Raw genomic sequence first — 14,921 nt, 5'->3', positions numbered from 1 at the left:
CAGCGGGTCAAGACGCGCTATTGTGGCCAGACTGTTACCCACTCGTCACCGACGACGAAACAATCCGTAGCTAGGTTGACGCCCATGGCCCACCCGCACGACCCCTCCGAGGTGACCGAGAACCCCTCCCCGGTGACCGACACCCCGTCCGACGTGACCGCGAGCGCCGAGCGGCTCGGCGGACCTCTCGTCGTCCTCACCGACGTCAACAAGCACTTCGGCGAGCTGCACGTCCTCAAGGACATCGACATGACGGTGCGCCGGGGCGAGGTCGTCGTCGTCATCGGTCCGTCCGGGTCGGGCAAGTCCACCCTGTGCCGGGCCATCAACCGACTGGAGCCGATCGACTCCGGCACCATCTCCATCGACGGCAAGGAGCTGCCCGCCGAGGGCAAGGACCTCGCCCGGCTCCGGGCCGACGTCGGGATGGTCTTCCAGTCGTTCAACCTCTTCGCCCACAAGACGATCCTGGAGAACGTCACCCTCGGCCCCACCAAGGTCCGCGGCCTCAAGGCTCCCGAGGCGAAGAAGCAGGCGATGGGCCTCCTCGAGCGGGTCGGGGTCGCCAACCAGGCGGGCAAGCACCCCGCCCAGCTCTCCGGCGGGCAGCAGCAGCGCGTCGCGATCGCGAGGGCGCTGGCCATGCGGCCCAAGGTCATGCTGTTCGACGAGCCGACCTCCGCGCTCGACCCGGAGATGATCACCGAGGTCCTCGACGTCATGACCTCCCTCGCCCGTGAGGGGATGACGATGATCGTCGTCACCCACGAGATGGGTTTCGCCCGCAAGGCCGCCGACCGCGTGATCTTCATGGACGCCGGCCAGATCGTCGAGGAGGCCACCCCCGAGGAGTTCTTCACCAACCCCCGCTCCGAGCGGGCGAAGGACTTCCTGTCCAAGCTGCTCAGCCACTGACCATCCGCACGGCCCCACCCGGGGAACGAGAAGAGGAGACGACATGCGACGCACGCGCACAGCAATCGCCCTGAGCCTGGCCGCGGCTCTGACCCTGGCCGCCTGCGGCGGCGGGGGCGACGACGAGCCCGCCGAGGGCGGCGGCGCCGAGGAGACCTCCGCGGCGGGCGGGGACGGCGGTGGCGAGGGCGTCACCATCGGCATCAAGTTCGACCAGCCCGGCCTGGGCCTGCAGGAGGGCGCGGAGTACACCGGGTTCGACGTCGACGTCGCCCGTTACGTCGCCGACAAGCTGGGCTACTCCGAGGACCAGATCGAGTTCGTCGAGTCGATCTCGTCCCAGCGCGAGACGCTGCTGGAGAACGGCTCGGTCGACATGATCTTCGCGACCTACTCCATCACCGACGCCCGCAAGGAGCGCGTCGCCTTCGCCGGACCGTACTTCGTCGCCGGTCAGGACCTCCTGGTCGCGGCCGACGACGAGGAGATCACGGGCCCCGAGGCCCTGTCCGGGAAGGTGCTGTGCTCCGTCGAGGGCTCCACGTCCGCCGAGCGCATCCGTGACGAGCACGCCGAGGACGTCGAGCTCTACCCGGCGCAGACCTACTCCGAGTGCGTCGAGCTCCTCAGCGCCGGCACCGTCGACGCCGTGACCACCGACGACATCATCCTCGCCGGCTTCGCCGCGCAGGACCAGTACGAGGGGCAGTTCAAGGTCGTGGGCAACACCTTCTCCGAGGAGAACTACGGCGTGGGTCTGCCCAAGGAGAACGACGTCTGCGAGGACGTCAACGCCGCCATCACCGAGATGATCGAGGACGGCACGTGGGAGGAGCTCCTCGCCGAGCACACCCCCGAGGGCTTCACCCCCGACGACAGCCTCAACCCGCCCGAGGTCGACGGCTGCGCCTGACCGACGAGAGGTGTGCCGGGACGCCAGTCGCGTCCCGGCACACCCGTCCGGGCCCTGAGCGGCCCGGCGCACCTGTCCGGGCCCTGAGCGGCCCGGCGACCCACGAAGGAGGACCGGGTGAGCGGATACCTCGCCGACATGGGCGAGCTGCTGGGCTCGTACGACATCCTCGGCGCGTTCCTCGTCAACGTCCGCCTGACCCTGTGGTCCGCCTTCTTCGCGTTCGTCCTGGGGACCGTGCTGGCGGTCATGCGCGTCTCCCCCGCCCCCAGCCTGCGCTGGGCCGGCGCCGCGTACGTCAACACCGTGCGCAACATCCCCCTCACGCTCATCATCCTCGCCGCCTCCCTGGGCCTGTGGGGCCAGCTGGGGGTCGAGCTGGCCGGGCGCGACAGCGGCGACTTCATCGCCACCAACAGCTTCCGTCTGGCGGTGCTGGGACTGTCGGTCTACACCGCGGCCTTCGTCTGCGAGGCGCTGCGTTCCGGCGTCAACACCGTCCCGGCCGGGCAGGCGGAGGCCGCCCGCGCGATAGGGCTCGGATTCGGCGCGACGATGCGGCTGATCATCCTGCCGCAGGCCTTCCGCGGGGCGATCGCACCGCTGGGCAACACGCTCATCGCCCTGGCGAAGAACACGACCGTCGCCCAGGCCGCCGGCGTCGTCCAGGCCGCGTCGGTGATGAACACGATGATGGAGTTCCGGCCCGACCTGGCGGTGGCGATCTTCCTCATCATCGCGCTGGGCTGGGTGGCGATCGTGCTGCCGACCGGCCTGGTGACGACCCATCTGTCCCGCCGGCTGGGGGTGGCCCGATGAGCTCGGTGATCTTCGACGCCCCGGGCCCACGCGCACGGCGGCGCATCATGGCGATCAACGTCGTCGGCGTCCTCGTCGTCCTGGGCGTCCTCGCGTGGGTGGTGTGGGGCCTGGCCCGGCAGGGCCAGCTCACCGCGACGAAGTGGGAGCCCTTCGCCACCGCGTCGGCGTGGGAGAACTACCTCCTGCCCGGGCTCGTCGCCACGCTCAAGGCGGCGGCCATCGCGATCGTCACCGCGAACGTCTTCGGCCTCCTCTTCGGCCTGGGCCGGCTCTCCGAGCACGCGGCACTGCGCTGGGTCTCGGGGGCGGTCGTGGAGTTCTTCCGCGCCGTTCCGGTCCTCATCATGATGCTGTTCTTCTACAACGTGTTCGCCTTCTCCGGCGCCGTCGACGACCCGGCCTTCTACGGGGTCGTCGTCGCGCTGACCCTGTACAACGGCTCGGTCATCGCCGAGCTCGTCCGCTCCGGCGTCCACAACCTGCCCCGCGGGCAGCGGGAGGCCGGCCTCGCGATCGGCCTGACACCGGCCGCGAGCCTGCGCCTGGTGGAGCTGCCCCAGGCGCTCATCGCGATGATGCCGTCGATGATCAGCCAGCTCGTCGTCATCCTCAAGGACACGGGCCTGGGCTACCTCATCAACTACGCGGAGCTGCTGCGCCAGGCCCGGCTCCTGGGGTCCTCCAACGCCAACCTGCTGCCGGCCCTCATCGTGGCGGCGGTGCTCTTCATCGCCATCAACTACACCCTCACGACGGCCGCCGAACGGGTCGCGCGCCGCCTGGACAACCGGGTCGCGGGCGGCGCGAAGGTCCAGGAGCCCTCGATCGAGATGGAGACGCCGATGCCCCGGAGCCGGACGTGAGCGCCGGGTACGGGGCGTGAGCACCCCGGCGGTGCTCGTCCTCGTCGACGAACCTCGGCGCGGTCGCCCCGGCCGCCCGCTGCGCCGCGTGGCCGCCGACGAGCCGCACGTCCTCGTGACCGACCTCGGCATCACCCGCGGCGACGGCGTCTTCGAGACGGTGGGGATCGCGGCCGGCCGGCCGCAGGCCCTCGACGCCCACCTCGCGCGCCTGGCCCGCTCCGCCGCACTCCTGGAGCTGCCGCCGCCGGACCTCGGCGTCTTCCGCGCCGCCACGCTGGAGGTGGCCGGCGCCCTCGCCGACGCCCCGTCGGCCTGGTGCAAGCTCGTCCTGACGCGCGGTCCGGAGGGTGAGGACCGGGCCACGGGGTGGGCGTACGGCGAGGTGAGCCGCGACTGGTCCCGCGAGCGCACCGACGGCATCGCGGTGGTGACGCTCACGCGCGGGTACGCCTCGGACGTCACGACCTCCGCACCGTGGCTCCTCCAGGGCGCGAAGTCGCTGTCCTACGCGCTCAACCGGGCCGCCCTGCGCGAGGCGCAGCGTCGCGGCGCCGACGACGTCATCTTCACCAGCACCGACGGCTACGTGCTCGAGGGGCCAACCTCGACGGTCGTGCTGCGGCTCGGCGGAGTGCTGGTCACCCCGCCGGTCGAGGCCGGGGTCCTGCCGGGCACCACCCAGGCCGACGCGTTCGAGCTCCTCGCCGCGCGTGGCGCGGCCACCCGAACGCGCCCGGTGCGGGTGGCCGAGCTCGCGGACGCCGACGCCCTCTGGCTCATGAGCAGCACCCGGCTGGCCGCACCGGTGCGCGAGCTCGACGGCCGACCGGTGGCCGTCGACGCACACCTCACCGCCGAGATCAACGACGCCCTCGCCGCCCGGACCTCCTGAGGCCGGTCGATCCCGGAACCCTGAGGGCGGCGATCCCGGCCTCCGCCGCCCGGCCGGACGCGGCCCGACGCCCGCCCTACTCCTCCTCCGCGAGGACGGTCTCGACCGCGCGCATCGCGACCCCGGCCGGGAAGCCCTTACGGCCGAGCAGTGCCGCCATGCGCCGCCGCCGCACCTGCTCGTCCAGCCCTCGGGTCGAGCGGGCCTTCTTTCGCACGAGCGCGAGGGCGGCGGCCTCCTCGTCGGCGTCGTCGACCTGCTCGAGGGCGCCCGCCGCGACGTCGGGCGCGATGCCCTTGCGCCGCAGCTCCTCGGCGAGGGCGCGGCGGGCGAGTCCCCGCTCGGCGTGACGGGTGCGCACGAGCATCTCGGCGTAGGCGCCGTCGTCGACGAGCCCGACCTCGGTGAACCGGTCGAGCACCCGGGCCGCGACGTCCTCGGGGACGTCGCGCCGGGCCATGGCGACCTCGAGCTGGGCGCGGCTGCGTGGCGCGGCGGTGAGCTGGCGCAGCGCGATGGTCCGCGCCACCTCCTCGGCGTCGGGCTCACGGTCCTGCGCGGCGGCGCCGGTCGACGGGGGCTCGAGCTCGGCCCGCCGCCGCCCGCCGCGCCGACCCGGGGTGCGCTCGCTCATCGGATCAGAAGTCGACCGGGACCTCGTCGACGTCGGCCGGCACCTCCACCGCCGCCGCCTCGCCGATCCCGAGCTTGGTGAGGATCTTCTTCTCGATCTCCACGGCGAGCTCGGGGTTGTCCTTGAGGAACTGGCGGGACTTCTCCTTGCCCTGCCCGAGCTGGTCGCCCTCGTAGGTGTACCAGGCGCCGGACTTGCGCACGATGCCGTTCTCGACGCCGAGGTCGATGAGGCCGCCCTCGCGGGAGATGCCCTGGCCGTAGAGGATGTCGAACTCGGCCTGCTTGAACGGCGGGGCCATCTTGTTCTTGACCACCTTGACACGGGTGCGGTTGCCCACCGCGTCAGAGCCCTCCTTGAGGGTCTCGATGCGCCGCACGTCGAGACGCACCGACGCGTAGAACTTCAGCGCCTTGCCGCCGGTGGTGGTCTCGGGCGAGCCGAAGAACACCCCGATCTTCTCGCGCAGCTGGTTGATGAAGATGGCCGTGGTCCCCGAGGCGGAGAGCGCACCGGTGATCTTGCGCAGCGCCTGGGACATGAGGCGGGCCTGGAGGCCCACGTGGGAGTCACCCATCTCGCCCTCGATCTCCGCCTTGGGCACGAGGGCGGCGACGGAGTCGATGACGACGATGTCCAGCGCCCCGGAGCGGATGAGCATGTCCATGATCTCCAGCGCCTGCTCACCGGTGTCCGGCTGGGAGACGAGGAGGGCGTCGGTGTCCACGCCGAGCTTCTTGGCGTACTCGGGGTCGAGGGCGTGCTCGGCGTCGATGAACGCGGCGATGCCACCGGCCCGCTGGGCGTTGGCGACGGCGTGCAGGGCGACGGTGGTCTTGCCGGAGGACTCCGGTCCGTAGATCTCCACGACGCGGCCGCGCGGCAGCCCGCCGATGCCCAGGGCGACGTCCAGGGCGACCGACCCGGTCGGGATCACCTGGACCTTGGGGCGGGTGTCGTCACCCAGGCGCATGACCGACCCCTTGCCGAACTGGCGGTCGATCTGGCTGAGCGCGGCCTCCAGGGCCTTGCTGCGGTCTGCTACGGGAGCGGGCATGTCAACTCACCTCTCGGTGCACGGGCGCCGCGGCGGGCGGCCCGTTCGGATCGGACAGGGCTGGTCTGTGGCAGGGCCCGCCCTCTCCGGACGGCTACCTGCTGGCGACGCTATGCCCGACCACTGACATCCGTCAGCGGGCCCTCGCACTCCTGTGGAAACCCGCCGCCGTCGGCGCCTGGGAAGACCCTACGACGAACGGTTGTTCGAAGCCAGCTCCGACACGCCGCGTGTCAGCGCCGGCCGCCACCGAGCAGGCCGTCGAGGAGACCGCCGAGCCCGCCGAGCCCTCCCCCGCCGCCGGCGCCGCCGAGGAGGTCGCCGAGGATCTGGTCGAGCCCACCACCCGAGGGACCGCTCCCCCCGCCCTGGCGGTCCTGGCCACCCATCCGCCGGGCGAGGTAGGACATGACGATCGGCGCGAGGATCGGCAGCAGCCTGGCCACGAGCCCGCCGCCGCCGAGCCCGCCGGAACCTCCGAGGGGCGCGGCACCGAGCCCGCCAGCGCCGAGGGTGGCCGCACCGCGGAGCGGGGCGGCGTCCTCGAGGCGCCCGGTGACGTCGTCGGTGCGGTCACCGAAGACGTGGCGCACGATCTTCTCCCCGTCCGCCGTGTCCACCTCGTCCAGATCCACCCCGCCCTCGACCAGCGAGGCGGGGTGACGCTCGACCGCGGCGCCGAGGGAGGCCGCACCGGCGGGGTCGGCGGAGTTGGCCCGCATGCCGCCCAGGAGCGCGGGCAGGGCCTGACGGGCGGCCTTCTCCGCCGTCGCCTCGTCCACGCCCAGGCGTCCGGCCAGGTCGGCCATGGGGATCTGCCCGATGATGTCTTCCACGGCGCTCACGGTCACTCCTCGTCTCCCGCCGCCCCGGCCGGGCGGTCCGTGCTCACGAGCCTAGACACGCCGGGGGCGGCGCGCGCACGGGCGGCGTTCGACCGGTCGGGGTCCGGCAGGTTCCGGTGAGTCGCTCGGCGGAGTGCCGGTGGTCGCGGTGCGCCGCTCGCTACGGGGTGAGTCAGCAGCGACCGGGCCGAGTCAGCGGCCCCGCGTCGGCGACCTCACCCGGAACCGACGACCTCACCGGGAACCCTCGACCTCACCCCGAACCACGACCTCACCCCGAACCCTCGACCTCACCCAGAAGCGTGGCCCTCGGCCGGGTGCACGCCCGCGGCCCTGACCACCCGCGACCCCGACCCGCGCCCAGGTCCGGACTCCGGCCCGGGACGAGCAGGCGTGACCCGCCGGTCAGGCCGAGCGGTCCTTGCGCGGCTCCCGGCGGTGACGCCACCGGGTCGCGTCGTCGAGCTCCATCTCGTCGCAGACGGCGTCCCACACCGTGCGGGGCGGCACCCCGTCGGCCAGCGCCCGGGCCGCGGTGCGCCCGCCGACCGAGGCGAGGACGAGGTCCTCGGCGACCGAGCGGCCGTAGCCAGCACCGAACGTCGCCTCGAGGACCTGCCAGAACTCCGAGTGCTTCACGCCCCCACCCTCCCACGCCGCCCGGCACCCTGCCGGGCGCGGCGCCGCCCGGCGCCCCGCCGGGCGCGATGTCGGCGGCGGACGGCACAATGACGCTCGTGCCGTTCTCCGAGCCGACCCAGGCGTGGTTCGACGGTGCCTTCGCGGCGCCGACGGCGGCGCAGACGGGCGCGTGGGAGGCCATCGCCTCGGGCGAGCACGCCCTCGTCGTCGCGCCCACGGGTTCGGGCAAGACGCTCGCGGCGTTCCTCTGGGCGATCGACGAGATGCTCACCGGGGAGGTCCCCGAGCCCCAGGAGCGGTGCCGGGTGCTCTACGTCTCCCCCCTCAAGGCCCTGGCCGCCGACGTCGAGCGCAACCTCCGCTCGCCGCTGGTGGGCATCTCGCAGGCGGCGGCGCGGCTCGGCCGGCCGGTGGCCGACGTCCGGGTGGGCGTGCGCACCGGGGACACCCCGGCGGCCGAGCGCCGGCGCCTGGGCACCCGTCCGCCGGACATCCTCATCACGACCCCGGAGTCGCTCTACCTCGTCCTGACCTCCTCGGCCCGGGAGGGGCTGCGCGGGGTGCGCACCGTCATCCTCGACGAGGTCCACGCCGTGGCCGGCACCAAGCGCGGGGCGCACCTGGCGGTGAGCCTGGAACGGCTCGACGCGATGCTGCCCGCCCCGGTCCAGCGGGTGGGCCTCTCGGCCACCGTCCGGCCCGTCGGCACGGTGGGGACCTTCCTCGCCGGTCACCGCCCGCTGGCCGACGGCGGCCGGCCCGTGCGGGTCGTCGAGCCCGGGTCCACCAAGGAGCTGCGCGTCGACGTCGTGGTCCCGGTCGAGGACCTCGCCGACCCGGCCGCGACGCCCCTACGCACGCCTCCGCGGCCGGACGACGGCGCCGGCGGCGGGCGGATCGGTGGTCCCGCGTCGGCCGGGGAGCCGGACCTGTCCGGGGACGCCGCCGGCGCCCTGCCCGAGCTGTCCCGCCCCTCGGTGTGGCCGCACCTGACCGAGCGGGTCGTCGACCTCGTCGCCGCGCACCGCAGCACCATCGTGTTCACCAACTCCCGGCGCTCCGCCGAGCGGCTGACCGCCCGGCTGAACGAGGAGTGGTCGGCCCGCCAGAGCGGGGCCGGCGGGCTGGCGGTGCTCGACGACCAGGGCGGCTCGTGGGCGGCCGCCGCGCCGGGACAGTCCGGCACCGCCCTGCCCGCCGAGGAGGTCATCGCCCGCGCGCACCACGGGTCGATGAGCCGGGAGGAGCGGGTGCGGACCGAGACGGCCCTGAAGTCGGGGACGCTGCGCGCCGTGGTCTCGACGTCCTCCCTCGAGCTCGGCATCGACATGGGCGCGGTGGACCTCGTCATCCAGGTCGGGGCGCCGCCGTCGGTGGCCTCGGCCCTGCAGCGCATCGGCCGTGCCGGTCACCAGGTGGGCGCCGTCTCCCACGGCGTCGTCCTGCCCACCCACCGCGGCGAGCTGCTCCCGTCGGCGGTCACGGCCGCCCGCGCGCGCTCCGGGCTCATCGAGGAGATCCACATCCCGGCCAACCCGCTGGACGTCCTCGCCCAGCAGGTCGTGGCGATGCTCGCCGTGGAGGACCTCGCCGTCGCCGACCTCGCCGCCCTCGTCCGCCGTGCGGCCCCGTTCGCGACGCTCGGCGAGCGCTCGCTCACCGCCGTCCTGGACATGCTCGCGGGCCGCTACCCCAGCGAGGACTTCGCCGAGCTGCGCCCCCGCCTCGTCTGGGACCGCACCACCGGCGTGCTACGGGCCCGCCCCGGGGCCCTGCGCCTGGCGGCCACCTCGGGCGGGACCATCCCCGACCGGGGCATGTTCGGCGTCTACCTCGCGGGCGGCCCTCCCGCCGAGGAGGGACCCGCCGGCGGGTCGGCGGCGGTGACCGCGGGCGCCCGGGGCGGGGGGCGCCGGGTCGGTGAGCTGGACGAGGAGATGGTCTACGAGTCGCGGGTCGGCGACACGTTCACCCTGGGCACGAGCACGTGGCGGATCGAGGCCATCACGCCGGACCGGGTCCTGGTCACCCCCGCCCCCGGGCAGCCGGGCCGGCTCCCCTTCTGGAAGGGCGACTCCCCGGGGCGTCCGGCCGAGCTGGGCCGGGCCCTCGGGGCCACCACGCGCGACCTGCTCGCCCATCTCGACGACGGCGGCGCCGACCGGTCCCTCGACGAGGCCGGGCTGGACCAGTGGGCGCGGACGAACGTGCTCGCCTACCTCGCGGAGCAGCGGGAGGCGACCGCGACCCTGCCCGACGACCGCACGATCGTCGTCGAGCGGTTCCGCGACGAGCTCGGGGACTGGCGGGTCGTCATCCACAGCCCCTACGGCGCGCGCGTCCACGCGCCGTGGGCGCTGGTCCTGGCCGCCCGGCTCCAGGAGTCGACCGGGATGGACGTCAACGCCTCCCCCGCCGACGACGGCATCGTCCTGCGCCTGCCCGACACCGAGGCCGGCGACGGCGGGCCGCTGGACCTGGCCGACCTCCTCCTGGACCCGGGCGAGGTCTCCGGCTCGGTGGTGGCGGCGCTGACCGGGTCGGCGCACTTCGCCGCACGGTTCCGCGAGGGCGCCTCCCGGGCGCTGCTGCTGCCGCGCCGCCGGCCCGACCGGCGCCAGCCGCTGTGGCAGCAGCGTCACCGCGCCGCCCAGCTCCTCGCGGTCGCGGCCCGCTTCCCCGACTTCCCCATCGTCCTCGAGGCCGTGCGCGAGTGCCTTCAGGACGACTTCGACGTGCCCGCCCTCACCGAGCTCATGCGCCGGGTCGAGGCGCGGGAGGTGCGCCTCGTGGAGGTCTCCACCCCCGGCCCGTCGCCCTTCGCCCGGTCCCTCCTCATGGGGTACGTCGCCCAGTTCCTCTACGACGGCGACGCACCCCTGGCCGAGCGGCGCGCGGCGGCCCTGGCGCTGGACCCCGCCCTCATGGCCGAGCTCGTCGGTTCCGAGCTGGGCGACCTCGCGGACCTTCTCGACCCGGCGGCGGTCGCGGAGGTCTCCGCCGAGGTGGGGCTCCGCACGGAGAACGCCCGGGCGAAGGACGCCGAGGGCCTGGTCGACCTCGTCCGCCGGCTCGGTCCGGTGACCACGCACGACCTCACCCTCCGCGCGGCCGATCCCGCCGCGGTGCCCGGGTGGCTCGACACCCTCGTCGCCGAGCGGCGCGTCATGGCCGTCCGGGTGGCGGGCACCCAGCAGTGGGCGGTCACCGAGGACGCCGGCCGGCTGCGCGACGCCCTCGGCACCGCGCTGCCCCTCGGACTGCCCGATGCCGTGCTCGCCCCCGTGCCCGACCCGCTCGGCGACCTCGTCCGCCGTCATGCCCGCACGCACGGTCCCTTCACCGCCGCGGAGGTGGGCGCACGCCTGGGCCTGGCGCCGGGAGCGGTGGCGCCCGTCCTCGCCGAGCTGGTACGCACCGTCGTCGTCGTCACGGGCCGCCTCGTCCCGGACGGGGACGGGGTCGTGCAGTTCTGCGACGCCGAGGTCATGCGCCGGATCCGGCGACGGACCCTGGCGCACCTGCGCAGCGAGGTCGAGCCCGTGGCCCCGCAGACCCTCGCCGTCTTCGGGCCCCGGTGGCAGCACGTGGCGCCCGTCGGCTCGCGCCCCGACCTGCGCGGCACCGACGGCGTCCTCGCCGTGGTCGACCAGCTCGCCGGCGCCCGCCTGCCGGCGTCGGCACTGGAGTCCCTGGTCCTTCCCGCCCGGGTGCGGGACTACTCCCCGGCGATGCTCGACGAGCTGACCAGCGCCGGGGAGGTGCTGTGGGTCGGGGCCGGGGCCCTGCCCGGCGTGGACGGTCAGCTCACGCTCCTGCCGGCCGACGCCGTCGCCGACCTCGCACCTCCTCCCGGTGACGTCGCCCCCGGCGAGGTCCACGAGCACCTCCGCACGGTGCTCGCGGCCGGCGGCGGCCGGTTCTTCCGCGAGCTGCTCCCCCTTCCGGAGGGGGGCGTCACGGCCTCGCCCGCGGAGGTCCTCGACGCGCTCTGGGACCTCGTGTGGGCGGGCCTCGTCACCAACGACACGCTCGCCCCCGTGCGCGCGCGGCTCGGCGGGGGCCGCCCCAGTCACACCGCCGCGCGCGTGCCGGCGCGCGCCCGGTCGATGCGGCCCGGCGCGTCCCTGCGCCGCTCGGCCCTGTCGAGGGTGGCGGTCGCGGGGAGCCGGCCGGGTGGGGCGCAGCCGCCGGCCGCGGCCGGCCGGTGGTCGCTCGTCCGTCCGGGGGACCTCGGCGCCGCCGAGGCCGCCGACGAACGCACGCGCCGGGCCACCGCCCTCACCCTCGCACTGCTCGAGCGGCACGGCGTCCTGGTCCGCGGCGCCGCCGGCCTGGAGGACCTCCCCGGCGGCTTCGGCGCGGCCTACCAGGTGCTGCGCCACCTCGAGGACTCGGGCCAGGTGCGCCGCGGTTACCTCGTCGAGGGCCTGGGCGCGGCGCAGTTCGCGCTCCCGGAGGTCGTGGACCGGCTCCGCGGCGACGCCGCCGAGGTCGCCGCTCGGCGCTCCGCCGCGGACGACCCCGGCCGGCAGCCCGCGCCGCGGGTGCACCTCCTCGCCGCCACCGACCCCGCCAACCCCTACGGCGCCGCGCTCGCGTGGCCCCCGACGACCGCGGGCGAGGGGCACCGGCCCGGGCGCAAGGCCGGCGCGGTCGTCGTCCTCGTCGACGGGACGATGACCCTGTACGTGGAGCGGGGCGGCCGGACCCTGCTGTCCTTCACCGACGAGGTCGAGCTGCTCGTTCCCGCGGCCGAGGCGCTGGCCCAGGTGGCGGGCACGGGTGCGCTCGGGGCTCTCACGCTCCGTCAGGTGGACGGCGTCGGCGCGCTGGAGAGCCACGGGCCGCTGGGGGCCGCCCTGGCCGGGGCCGGCTTCGGACCCACCCCGAAGGGGCTGCGGCTGCGCGCCGCCCCCGCCCGACGCTGAGGCCCTACGGCCGCAGCCACCTCGCCAGCCACGCGCGCGCCCCCGCCGACGTGCCCCGGTGGGCCAGGTGCCCGTCGGGGCGGACCAGGAGCGCGCCGTCGGCTCGCGCCAGCCCGAGCCGCTCGAGGTCGGCCCCGTCCCGCAGCACCAGCACTTCCGCCTCCGCCCGCGTCGGGTGCTGCGCGCCGGGGTCGGCGACGACGTGCAGGACCCGGAGGTCCCCGCGGCGCACCAGGACCGCGAGGTCGCCGAGGTGGCCTCCACCGTCGCCCGGGTCGCCGAGGTGGCCTCCACCCTCGCCCGGGTCACCGAGGTCGCCGCCCGGGTCCCGGCCGCCGAGGCCTGCATCAGGCGGCGCCGGACGCCCGGCGAGCAGGAGGTGGAACGCGGGGCGGGCCAGCGCCTCGTGGAGCGTCGCCGCGCCCGCGCCCACGAGCGGGACGTCCGGAAGGCGGTCCCCGGCCCGGAGACGTCGTCGCGGCAGCCCGTCCGTCGCCCGCGCTCGCTCGTGGTGGCGGGGGCCGTCGCCGGCCAGGGGGCCTGCCAGGGGGCTGCCCCGGTACGAGATCGTCAGCTGGGCGACGACGCGGAAGCCGAGCGCGAGCACCCGACGGGCGCGCAGCACCACGGCCAGCAGGCGCGGCGCCAGGTGGACCCGGGCCAGCCGCACCGCGGGGGTGGCCGAGGTGGCGACGCTGAAGGCGCGGTCGGTCATCCGCAGCACGCGGCGCGCGACAGGCATCCGCTCGGCCTCGTACGTGTCGAGCAGGTCCGGCACCGCCCGTCCCGTCGCGACCAGCGCGAGCTTCCAGCCGAGGTTGACCGCGTCCTGGATCCCGGTGTTCATGCCCTGGGCGCCGGCCGGGCTGTGCACGTGGGCGGCGTCCCCGGCCAGGAGCACCCGGCCGGCTCGCAGCCGGCTCGCTCGCCGGCGCGCCAGCCTGAACCCGGAGAGCCAGACGGGGTCGTGGAGCCGTACGCCGCTGGTGTGCGCGTCCACCAGCGCCTGCACCTCGGCGAGGGTGACCTCGGCCCCCAGGGGGGCACCCGCACGCCGCATGGCCACGATGCGCCACGGGGCGGGCTGTTCGATGGGGAACATCAGGAGCATCCCGTCGCGGCCCACGTAGGCGTGCGCCGCGCCCGGGGCCGGCCCGTCGGCCGCGACGTCGGCCAGGACGAACGACTGCGGGTAGCGCTCGCCGAGGAAGGCGATGCCGGCGAGGTCTCGCACGGTGCTCCGGGCGCCGTCGCAGCCCACGACGTACCCCGCCCGGACCACCTGCTCCTCGCCGCCCGGTCCGCGCAGCCGGCAGGTCACCCCCCGGGCGCCCGCACTCAGGCCCGTCAGCTCGACCTCACGCTCGGGGTCCAGACCGCCCTCGGCGACGTGGTCGAGAAGGACCTGCTCCGTGCGGGCCTGGGAGAGGAAGAGCAGGAACGGGTACGGGGTGCCCAGTCCCGCCCCCGACAGCGGCACGACGAGCGTGCGGCGTCCGAGGTGGACGGCCACCCGCACCGCCGGGTTGCCCTCGGCGACGAGCGCGGCCGCGATCCCCAGCGGGGCGAGGACCTCCATCGTCCTAGGCTGGATCGCCAGCGCACGGGACTCGTGCGCGCGGTCGGCGCCCCGGTCGACCAGTCGCACGCGCGCTCCGTGCGCGAGGAGCTGGGCGCACAGCGCGAGGCCGGTCGGGCCTGCACCGACGACGAGGACGTCGATCTCGGGAGAGGTGCCAGGGTCGGTGGCGCGACCGGTGGCGGGACCGGTGGCGGGACCGACGTCGGCAGGGCCGGCTCCGTCCTGCCGCTCCGCCGGGCCGTCCTTCTGCTCCGCCGGTCCGTCCGGTCCGCCGGGGCGGACCGGACGCTCGAGGACCAGCTCGAGGCCGTCGTCCTCGTCCCACTGCTCGCCGACCCGCACGAAGCCCAGCGGCGCGACGGTGGCGAGCGAGGCGGCGTTGTCCGGGCTGATCGAGGCCCGGACCGTGCGCACGCGAGGGTCCGCCACGGCCAGCGCCAGGAGGGCGCGCACAGCGGCCCGGGCGTGCCCGCGACGGCGGTACGCCGGGGCGATCGAGTAGCCGATCTCCACCATCCCGGCCGGGTCGGGCGGGCCGTGGAAGCCGGCGTGCCCGACCACCTCGCCCGACGGGGAGAGCACAGCCGCGCGGGCCACCCAGCGGGCGGCCTCGGGGTCCTCCCGGATCTGGCCGAGACGCAGACGCCACAGGCTCACCGCGCGGGGCGTGAGGAAGAACCCCGTCAGCGGCAGGCCGGACTCGGCGCGGGCGGCCGCGAGGTCTCCGTCGGCCAGTGCGGCCAGCGCCGCGACGGGCAGCGGCACGAGGTCGACGGTGGAAGCGGTCCTCGCCACGCCTCATCATGGCACGCAGGCTTCCCA

Annotated in this window: 11 protein-coding genes; 6 read left to right on the top strand and 5 right to left on the bottom strand. The window is 75.2% G+C overall.

Going from position 1 to position 14,921, the window contains the following annotated elements:
- Nucleotides 1-84 precede the first annotated feature (84 nt).
- The 5 genes from AAEM63_RS05425 (at nucleotide 85) to AAEM63_RS05405 (ending at nucleotide 4,408) form a co-directional block, all read left to right on the top strand.
- Entirely contained in the window at nucleotides 85-915 is an 831-nt protein-coding gene (locus AAEM63_RS05425; protein ID WP_341360610.1) for an amino acid ABC transporter ATP-binding protein, read from the top strand.
- Nucleotides 916-958: 43 nt separating this feature from the next.
- Nucleotides 959-1,828: a glutamate ABC transporter substrate-binding protein gene (locus AAEM63_RS05420; RefSeq protein ID WP_341360609.1), complete on the top strand. Its 870-nt coding sequence runs from the start codon at nucleotides 959-961 to the stop codon at nucleotides 1,826-1,828.
- A 138-nt stretch (nucleotides 1,829-1,966) separates the two neighbouring features.
- Nucleotides 1,967-2,647, top strand: coding sequence for an ABC transporter permease subunit (locus AAEM63_RS05415; RefSeq protein WP_341361316.1), 681 nt, complete (start codon nucleotides 1,967-1,969; stop codon nucleotides 2,645-2,647).
- The gene (locus tag AAEM63_RS05410; protein ID WP_341360608.1) at nucleotides 2,644-3,513 is read left to right on the top strand and encodes an amino acid ABC transporter permease; all 870 of its coding nucleotides are present in this window, start codon (nucleotides 2,644-2,646) and stop codon (nucleotides 3,511-3,513) included. The genes AAEM63_RS05415 and AAEM63_RS05410 overlap by 4 nt, the downstream gene beginning before the upstream one ends.
- A gap of 16 nt (nucleotides 3,514-3,529) precedes the next feature.
- Nucleotides 3,530-4,408, top strand: a complete 879-nt coding sequence (locus tag AAEM63_RS05405; RefSeq protein WP_341360607.1) for an aminodeoxychorismate lyase — start codon at nucleotides 3,530-3,532, stop codon at nucleotides 4,406-4,408.
- Nucleotides 4,409-4,484: 76 nt separating this feature from the next.
- On the opposite strand, the gene AAEM63_RS05400 is transcribed toward AAEM63_RS05405, so the two are convergent.
- The 4 genes from AAEM63_RS05400 to AAEM63_RS05385 form a co-directional block, all read right to left on the bottom strand.
- Nucleotides 4,485-5,042, bottom strand: a complete 558-nt coding sequence (locus tag AAEM63_RS05400) for a regulatory protein RecX (protein ID WP_341360606.1) — start codon at nucleotides 5,040-5,042, stop codon at nucleotides 4,485-4,487.
- Between the two features lie 4 nt (nucleotides 5,043-5,046).
- A complete protein-coding gene (recA, locus tag AAEM63_RS05395; protein WP_341360605.1) occupies nucleotides 5,047-6,099 on the bottom strand; it encodes a recombinase RecA in 1,053 nt (350 codons plus the stop codon).
- A gap of 233 nt (nucleotides 6,100-6,332) precedes the next feature.
- On the bottom strand, nucleotides 6,333-6,944 hold the full coding sequence (locus AAEM63_RS05390) for a DUF937 domain-containing protein (protein WP_341360604.1): 612 nt from the start codon (nucleotides 6,942-6,944) through the stop codon (nucleotides 6,333-6,335).
- A 405-nt stretch (nucleotides 6,945-7,349) separates the two neighbouring features.
- Nucleotides 7,350-7,583 carry a DUF3046 domain-containing protein gene (locus AAEM63_RS05385; RefSeq protein WP_341360603.1) on the bottom strand — a complete coding sequence of 78 codons (234 nt, stop codon included), beginning with the start codon at nucleotides 7,581-7,583 and terminating at the stop codon, nucleotides 7,350-7,352.
- Between the two features lie 89 nt (nucleotides 7,584-7,672).
- Here AAEM63_RS05385 and AAEM63_RS05380 point away from each other — a divergent pair, with 89 nt between their 5' ends.
- Nucleotides 7,673-12,517, top strand: a complete 4,845-nt coding sequence (locus AAEM63_RS05380; RefSeq protein WP_341360602.1) for an ATP-dependent helicase — start codon at nucleotides 7,673-7,675, stop codon at nucleotides 12,515-12,517.
- Between the two features lie 4 nt (nucleotides 12,518-12,521).
- Here the strand turns inward: AAEM63_RS05380 and AAEM63_RS05375 are convergent, their stop codons facing one another.
- Nucleotides 12,522-14,894: a GNAT family N-acetyltransferase gene (locus AAEM63_RS05375; protein WP_341360601.1), complete on the bottom strand. Its 2,373-nt coding sequence runs from the start codon at nucleotides 14,892-14,894 to the stop codon at nucleotides 12,522-12,524.
- Nucleotides 14,895-14,921 lie beyond the last annotated feature (27 nt).

Source organism: Georgenia sp. M64 (assembly GCF_038049925.1).
Classification (GTDB): Bacteria; Actinomycetota; Actinomycetes; order Actinomycetales; family Actinomycetaceae; genus Georgenia.
The sequence above is the reverse complement of the archived record's forward strand: the minus strand, read 5'-3'. Positions and strand labels throughout refer to the sequence as shown.

What these genes read in the sequence shown, in the direction of transcription:
- AAEM63_RS05425 (WP_341360610.1), top strand. Translation starts at nt 85, where the DNA reads ATGGCCCACCCGCACGACCCCTCCGAGGTGACCGAGAACCCCTCCCCG.
- AAEM63_RS05420 (WP_341360609.1), top strand. Translation starts at nt 959, where the DNA reads ATGCGACGCACGCGCACAGCAATCGCCCTGAGCCTGGCCGCGGCTCTG.
- AAEM63_RS05415 (WP_341361316.1), top strand. Translation starts at nt 1,967, where the DNA reads ATGGGCGAGCTGCTGGGCTCGTACGACATCCTCGGCGCGTTCCTCGTC.
- AAEM63_RS05410 (WP_341360608.1), top strand. Translation starts at nt 2,644, where the DNA reads ATGAGCTCGGTGATCTTCGACGCCCCGGGCCCACGCGCACGGCGGCGC.
- AAEM63_RS05400 (WP_341360606.1), bottom strand. Translation starts at nt 5,042, where the DNA reads ATGAGCGAGCGCACCCCGGGTCGGCGCGGCGGGCGGCGGCGGGCCGAG.
- recA (WP_341360605.1), bottom strand. Translation starts at nt 6,099, where the DNA reads ATGCCCGCTCCCGTAGCAGACCGCAGCAAGGCCCTGGAGGCCGCGCTC.
- AAEM63_RS05380 (WP_341360602.1), top strand. Translation starts at nt 7,673, where the DNA reads ATGACGCTCGTGCCGTTCTCCGAGCCGACCCAGGCGTGGTTCGACGGT.